Source organism: Alterotamlana spongicola (genome assembly GCF_035818475.1).
Classification (GTDB): Bacteria; Bacteroidota; Bacteroidia; order Flavobacteriales; family Flavobacteriaceae; genus Cognatitamlana.
On record NZ_JAYMGV010000001.1, the window covers coordinates 127,357 to 133,725 of the forward strand.

Sequence of the window (6,369 nt, forward strand, 5' to 3'; positions counted from 1 at the left end):
TATGTTATATTCTATCTTTTAAAGTCTAATCAATTCAGCCTAAGCTAGTAGTATTACAAATCAAACAAACCTGGAAGCCATAGACTTAACTGGGGAAAATAGGTCACCAAAAACAGTGACACTATCATGGCCAGAAAAAGTGGCAATAAAGGCTTTACTACCTTTTCTATGGTTGTATTGGCAATACCAACCCCAACAAATAAAACCGAACCTACCGGCGGTGTACAAAGTCCAATACACAAATTTAAAACCATTACAATTCCAAACTGCACAGGATCCATTCCTAGCTTAGTGATAATTGGTAAAAATATAGGAGTAAATATCAAAACAGCCGGGGTCATATCCATAAAAACGCCAACACACAACAACAGTAAGTTAATGATTAGCAATATAATTATAGGATTATCACTTATACCAAGTAGTACATTAGAAATATCCTGAGGAATATTTTCATAGCTCATTACCCATGACATACTCATAGAGGCTCCAATTAACAGCATGACAACGGCCGTAGTTCCACAGGAATCCAATAGTATTTGAGGAATATCCTTGACCGTGATTTCTTTATAATAAAAGGCAAGAATCAACGTATAGAGTACTGCTATTGCAGAGGCTTCTGTAGCTGTAAAAATACCGACTACAATCCCCCCTATAACAACTACTAACAACATTAAACTTGGAAAAGCTGCAATAAAAGTTTTAAAAACCTCTTTTAACGCACTTGGCTTTCCAACCTTATATTTTTTCTTTTTAGCCCAAAACATGGCTACCAACATTAAAAATAACCCTGTAATAATACCGGGAATATAACCGGCTAAAAACAAAGCGGCTATAGAAACACCTCCACTAGCCAGGGAATACACGATTAATACATTACTGGGAGGAATAATAAGTCCGGTTGTTGAAGAAGTAATATTTACTGCTGCTCCAAATTCTTTAGAGTATCCCTCCTTTTCCATTTCTGGTCCTAAAATACTCCCCATGGCTGATGCTGATGCCATAGCTGAACCCGCTATAGCCCCCATTAACATGGCAGATACTATATTTATGAGCGCTAGCCCTCCCGGAAGTGCTCCTACTAAAGTCTTTGCAAAAGCAATGAGCCTATGGGCAATACCTCCTTTATTCATCAATTGCCCTGAGAGTACAAAAAAGGGAATAGCCAACAACGCAAAACTATCGAGGCCGGTAGCAATCCGTTGTGATACGGTTGTTAATGCCGGTAAAGCAGAAATGCTTGCTAGCATGGTTAATAATGATGAAATAGCTATACTCCAGGCCACTGGCACACCTATTAATAGTAAACTTACAAAACTTAAAACAAGGATAATTACCGGTAAATATTCCATTATAAAAGGTGTTTATTTAAAATATCAGAAACTTTATAATATATGATCAGTATGCCACTTAAAGGGATAACCAGATAAACTAATGCCAAAGGCATTTGAAGTGCAGGCGAATACTGTTCTAAAGTATACGTTATATAAACCAGTCTAAAGCCGCCAATAACAAGAGCTGCAAAACAAAACAGAATAATTAATACACTTATAACTACTTTAAGCCTTATCTGACCTTTTTTATTAAGCTTTGAAGGTAACAGATCTATAGCAACATGCATGCGCTTTCCGGAAATATAAGCCGCTCCTAATACGCCTACCCAAATCATTAAATATCTTGCTAATTCATCTGTAAAAGAACTTGGTGTACCTACAACAAACCTGGTAAATACCTGCCATAGCACATTTAAAACCATAACCCCCATTATAAGCGCCAGAATGCCGCCTAATATTTTATCTACTTTTTTTCTAGTTTCCATAAACCACTATTTAATGTTCTGAATTCTATTGATCAAGCTATAAACTTCTTTATCATCCTTATAACTTTCGTACATACTTGAAACCTTATCCTGAAATTTAGATTTATCAGGGTTGATAACCTGAACCCCTGCTTTTTTAACCGCCTCTAAAGCCTCCTTTTCAGCTACAGCCCAAAGTTTTCTCTGATGTTCTACTGAAGCGTCAACCGAAGCCTGAACCCATTCCTGTTGTTGTTCATTTAAATCATCCCACAAATGTGTTCCCATAATTAAAACATCAGGCACTGCGGTATGCTCATCTAAAGAATAGTACTTACAAACCTCATAATGACGTGATAAATAAAAGCTTGGCGGATTGTTTTCTGCTCCATCTACAACCCCCTGTTGCAATGAGGTATATAGCTCTCCCCATGAAATAGGCGTTGGAGAACCTCCCAGGCTGTTAACCATATTCATGGCGGTAACACTTTCCATGACTCTTATCTTTAGCCCTTCCAGATCTTTTGGAGACTCTACCGGTTTCTCTTTTGTATAAAAGCTTCTACTTCCTGAGTCATAATATCCCAATCCTTTAAGCCAGTACTTTTTTCCTCCGTCCAAGAGCTCTTTTCCTATTTTGCCATCTAAAACACTAAAAATATGTGCTTTATCTCTAAACAAAAATGGTATCCCAAATACCTTCATGTTTGGGGAAAAGTTTTCCATAACCGCAGCTGAAACTTTTGTCATTCCTAAACTACCTATTTGAAGTAATTCCAGAGTCTGGCGCTCTGTTCCTAATTGTTGATTTGGATAAATCTCAATACTCATGGTTCCGCTGGAGCGCTTTTCCAAATCCTCTTTCATAAAAACCATAGCCTTATGCACAGGATGGCTCATATCTAATCCATGCCCCAGTTTTATGATTTTTTTCTCATTTAAATTACTGCAAGAACCGCATAGTATCAACAAAAGGAAAAATAATCCCCTCCTAAAAGGATAAGTAACAACTGTTTTTTTTAGATAATAGAACATAGCTTCAGTTTATTTTGTTTCGAAATTTAAGTAATTTTTAGCGTTGTTATAACAAATATCCTGAATCATCTTGCCTAAAAACTCAATATCATTAGGCACGAGTCCTTTCTCTAAATCTTCTGCTATTAAATTACATAGGATACGCCTAAAATATTCATGTCTTGGAAAGGACAAAAAACTACGGCTATCGGTTAGCATGCCTATAAACCGACTTAACAATCCCATATTAGAAAGCACATTAAGTTGCTTTTCCATTCCATCTTTTTGATCTAAAAACCACCAGGCTGACCCCCATTGCATTTTTCCTGCAATATCAGAATTGTTAAAATTTCCCATCATAGTCACAAACACTTCATTTTGTGACGGATTCAAATTATAAGTTATTGTTTTTGCCAATTGATTGGTTTCATCTAATGCGCTAAATAGCCTGGACATAGATTCTGCCATAGAGTAATCTCCTATGGAATCACAGCCGGCATCTGCTCCAAATTGTTTTTGTAATCGTTTATTATTATTTCTCAAAGGGCCTAAATGGTACTGTTGCACCCAACCTTTTTCATGATATTTTCTTCCCAGATAAATATAAATACTGGATTTGTATTTATCTACTTCTAAGTTTGTAAGTTGCTCCCCATTTAATCTTTTATTGAAAATTGAAATTATATCGTCTTGATTATAATTTACAATAGTAAAGGCTCCACTAACTCCATAGTCAGATAACCTGCATCCATTCTCATGAAAAAAATCTATTCTGGCGTCAATGGCCTTTATAAAGTCAGGGTAAGAATTAATTGTAAAATCTACGGTATTATTTAATAGGTTTAAATAATCTTTGAAGCTTTCTTGCTCAATAAAAAACAGGTTATCAGACCTAAATGTTGGAAAAACCTTTGTGTAAAAGTTTTGTTTTGCAATTTGTCTATGATACTTAAGGTCGTCTGTCGGGTCATCAGTAGTACAAATCACCTCTACCTTCATATCTTTAAGCAACTGTGCCGGGGTTTTGTCATGCAACACGGCGTTAGTCTTTTCATAAATGGCATTTGCCGTTCCCGGTTGCAAAATTTCATCAATATCAAAATAGCGTTTTAGTTCTAAATGCGTCCAGTGAAACAATGGATTTCTCAATGTATAGGGTACGGTTTCTGCCCATTTATCAAACTTCTGTTTTGAAGACGCAGATCCGGTAATAAATTCTTCATCAATCCCATTGGCACGCATACCCCGCCATTTATAGTGGTCTTCTTTTAACCAGGCATCGGTAATATTTTCAACCGGTTTATTATCAGCAATCAGTTTAGGAGACAAATGATTATGATAATCAATTATAGGCATATTTTTAGCATACTCATGATACAATTTCTGGGCTGTTTCTGAGTTCAATAAGAAATTATCTGTTATAAACGTATTGGCCTTTATGTTACTCATACCACATCACTTTTTAAGATTCCCAGTTTTAATCCCCGCAATTCAGCCAACCCACGCAAGCGTCCAATTGCGGAATAACCGGCATACGCCTTTCTATTTTCCAAATCATGCAACATTTGATGCCCATGATCTGGCCTCATTGGTAAGGAAACCCCTCGTGCTTTTTCAATTTTAAGGACTGCTTTTACAATCTCATACATGTCTGATGAGCCATCCAGGTGGTTATCTTCATAAAAACTACCATTAGCCTCACGCTTTACATTTCTTAAATGAAGAAAATGTATTCTGTCTTTAAACTTTTCAATCATTTTTGGAAGATCATTTTCTGGATGAGCCCCCAAAGACCCTGTGCAAAAAGTAATTCCGTTTGATGGGCTATCAATAAAATTCACTAAATCGTCCAGATCACTTTCTGATTTAATAATCCTTGGAAGTCCCAATATATCTATTGGTGGATCATCCGGATGAATAGCCATTTTTATTCCGTTTTCTTCGGCTACGGGAATAACTTCATTTAAAAAATAGGCAAGATTGGCTTTCAAATCAGCATGACTAACATTCTTATACTGTGCTATCATGGCTTTAAAAACAGGAATAGTTAAGTCTTCAACCGTTCCTGGCAGACCTTTTAATATACTATCCTCTAACCTCTGCTTTTCTTGTGAAGTCATTTCATTAAAACGTGTTTTAGCCTGTTCTAAGATATTCGGGGTATATGAACTTTCTACATCATCGCGTTTCATGATAAAGCATTCAAACAAGGCCATTTCAACTTTATCAAATCTCAAAGCCGTACTCTTATCCTCTAATTCCCAAAACAAATGTGTACGTGTCCAATCCAGAACCGGCATAAAATTATAGCACACATTTTTAATTCCGCATTGCGCTACATTTCTTAAACTTTGTTTATAAATTTCTATCCGTTCTTTATAGTCTTTGATTCGTAGTTTTATGTTTTCATGAATGGGAATACTTTCAATGAAGCTCCATTCCAAACCGGCATCTTCAATTGCCTTTTTTACTTTTTTTATTTCATGGACTTCCCATAGTTCCCCATTAGGAATATGATGTAAAGCGGTAACAACTCCTGTGGCCCCCGCCTGCTTAATATCTGATAATTTCACGGTATCAGACTCTCCAAACCATCTAAAAGTTTCTTGCATTTTCCTTTTTTTTAAACACCACTAAATGCACTAAAACCACCATCAATACTAATAACAGTTCCTGTGATAAATTTACCGGCATCAGTGGCTAATAAATGAACCGCACCATTAAGTTCCTCTGCATCTCCAAAACGCCCCATTGGTGTATTCTGTATTATTGTTTTTCCTCTGTCTGTCAGCGAACCATCTTCATTGGTTAGCAATTTTCTATTTTGATCTGCAATAAAAAAGCCCGGAGCTATAGCATTTACTCTAATTTTATCTCCAAATTTTAATGCCATATCAACAGCCATCCACCGGGTAAAATTCTCCATGGCAGCTTTAGATGCTGAATAGCCAACTACTCGGGTAATAGCCTGGGGAACTGCCATAGAACTCACATTGATTATAGCTCCTTTTCCCTGCTTAGACATATATTCTCCAAATACTAGCGAAGGGACAACGGTTCCCATTAAATTTAAATCGGTTACTTTTTGAAAATCAGGAATAGACATATTAAAAAGCGTATCGTCCGGGGAAATTGTTGCGCCTGGCATATTACCCCCCGCAGCATTTATTAACACATCTATTTGCCCCCAGGTACTGATAAGGCTTTCCTTTACAGCAATAAGATTTTCTTTATCTAAAACATCTGCTTTATAGCCTATGGCATTTGTGGTTGACAGTGTGCTGACAAAAGCTTGTGCTTTTGCCTCATCTCTTCCTAAAATAGCCACTTTAGCTCCTTCTTCTACAAAGTATTTAGCAATGTTGGACCCCAAAACGCCATATCCCCCTGTTATTATAATAACCTTATCTTTTATATTAAATAGTTTATTCACCTCTTCTTAGTCTTAGTCTTAGTCTTAGTCTTAGTCTTAGTCTTAGTCTTAGTCTTAGTCTTATTTATTTAGCTATTCTTTTTTTCTAGGCATCATTGCCTTTTCTGAACGATTAAGCGGATTATTT

General features: G+C 36.4%; 6 protein-coding genes. All 6 read right to left on the bottom strand.

All coding sequences use genetic code 11. The features are described from left to right. Window positions 1-53: 53 nt before the first annotated feature. The 6 genes from VOI54_RS00625 to VOI54_RS00650 are packed head-to-tail and all read right to left on the bottom strand — an operon-like array spanning window position 54 to window position 6,242. The gene (locus VOI54_RS00625) at window positions 54-1,349 is read right to left on the bottom strand and encodes a TRAP transporter large permease (RefSeq protein ID WP_326280767.1); all 1,296 of its coding nucleotides are present in this window, start codon (window positions 1,347-1,349) and stop codon (window positions 54-56) included. Beyond that, window positions 1,349-1,816: a TRAP transporter small permease gene (locus VOI54_RS00630; protein WP_326280768.1), complete on the bottom strand. Its 468-nt coding sequence runs from the start codon at window positions 1,814-1,816 to the stop codon at window positions 1,349-1,351. Before VOI54_RS00630 ends, VOI54_RS00625 begins: the two co-directional genes overlap by 1 nt. 6 nt (window positions 1,817-1,822) lie before the next feature. Further along, the gene (locus tag VOI54_RS00635) at window positions 1,823-2,830 is read right to left on the bottom strand and encodes a TRAP transporter substrate-binding protein (protein ID WP_326280769.1); all 1,008 of its coding nucleotides are present in this window, start codon (window positions 2,828-2,830) and stop codon (window positions 1,823-1,825) included. 9 nt (window positions 2,831-2,839) lie between these two features. After that, complete coding sequence (uxaC, locus tag VOI54_RS00640) at window positions 2,840-4,258, bottom strand: glucuronate isomerase (RefSeq protein ID WP_326280770.1); 1,419 nt, start codon at window positions 4,256-4,258, stop codon at window positions 2,840-2,842. Beyond that, window positions 4,255-5,421 (bottom strand): mannonate dehydratase, encoded by a 1,167-nt coding sequence (gene uxuA / locus VOI54_RS00645; protein ID WP_326280771.1) that lies wholly within the window; start codon window positions 5,419-5,421, stop codon window positions 4,255-4,257. The genes uxaC and uxuA overlap by 4 nt, the downstream gene beginning before the upstream one ends. Window positions 5,422-5,432: 11 nt before the next feature. Then, the gene (locus VOI54_RS00650) at window positions 5,433-6,242 is read right to left on the bottom strand and encodes an SDR family oxidoreductase (protein ID WP_326280772.1); all 810 of its coding nucleotides are present in this window, start codon (window positions 6,240-6,242) and stop codon (window positions 5,433-5,435) included. Between the last annotated feature and the right edge of the window lie 127 nt (window positions 6,243-6,369).

What these genes read in the sequence shown, in the direction of transcription:
- VOI54_RS00635 (WP_326280769.1), bottom strand. Translation starts at nt 2,830, where the DNA reads ATGTTCTATTATCTAAAAAAAACAGTTGTTACTTATCCTTTTAGGAGG.
- uxuA (WP_326280771.1), bottom strand. Translation starts at nt 5,421, where the DNA reads ATGCAAGAAACTTTTAGATGGTTTGGAGAGTCTGATACCGTGAAATTA.
- uxaC (WP_326280770.1), bottom strand. Translation starts at nt 4,258, where the DNA reads ATGAGTAACATAAAGGCCAATACGTTTATAACAGATAATTTCTTATTG.
- VOI54_RS00625 (WP_326280767.1), bottom strand. Translation starts at nt 1,349, where the DNA reads ATGGAATATTTACCGGTAATTATCCTTGTTTTAAGTTTTGTAAGTTTA.
- VOI54_RS00630 (WP_326280768.1), bottom strand. Translation starts at nt 1,816, where the DNA reads ATGGAAACTAGAAAAAAAGTAGATAAAATATTAGGCGGCATTCTGGCG.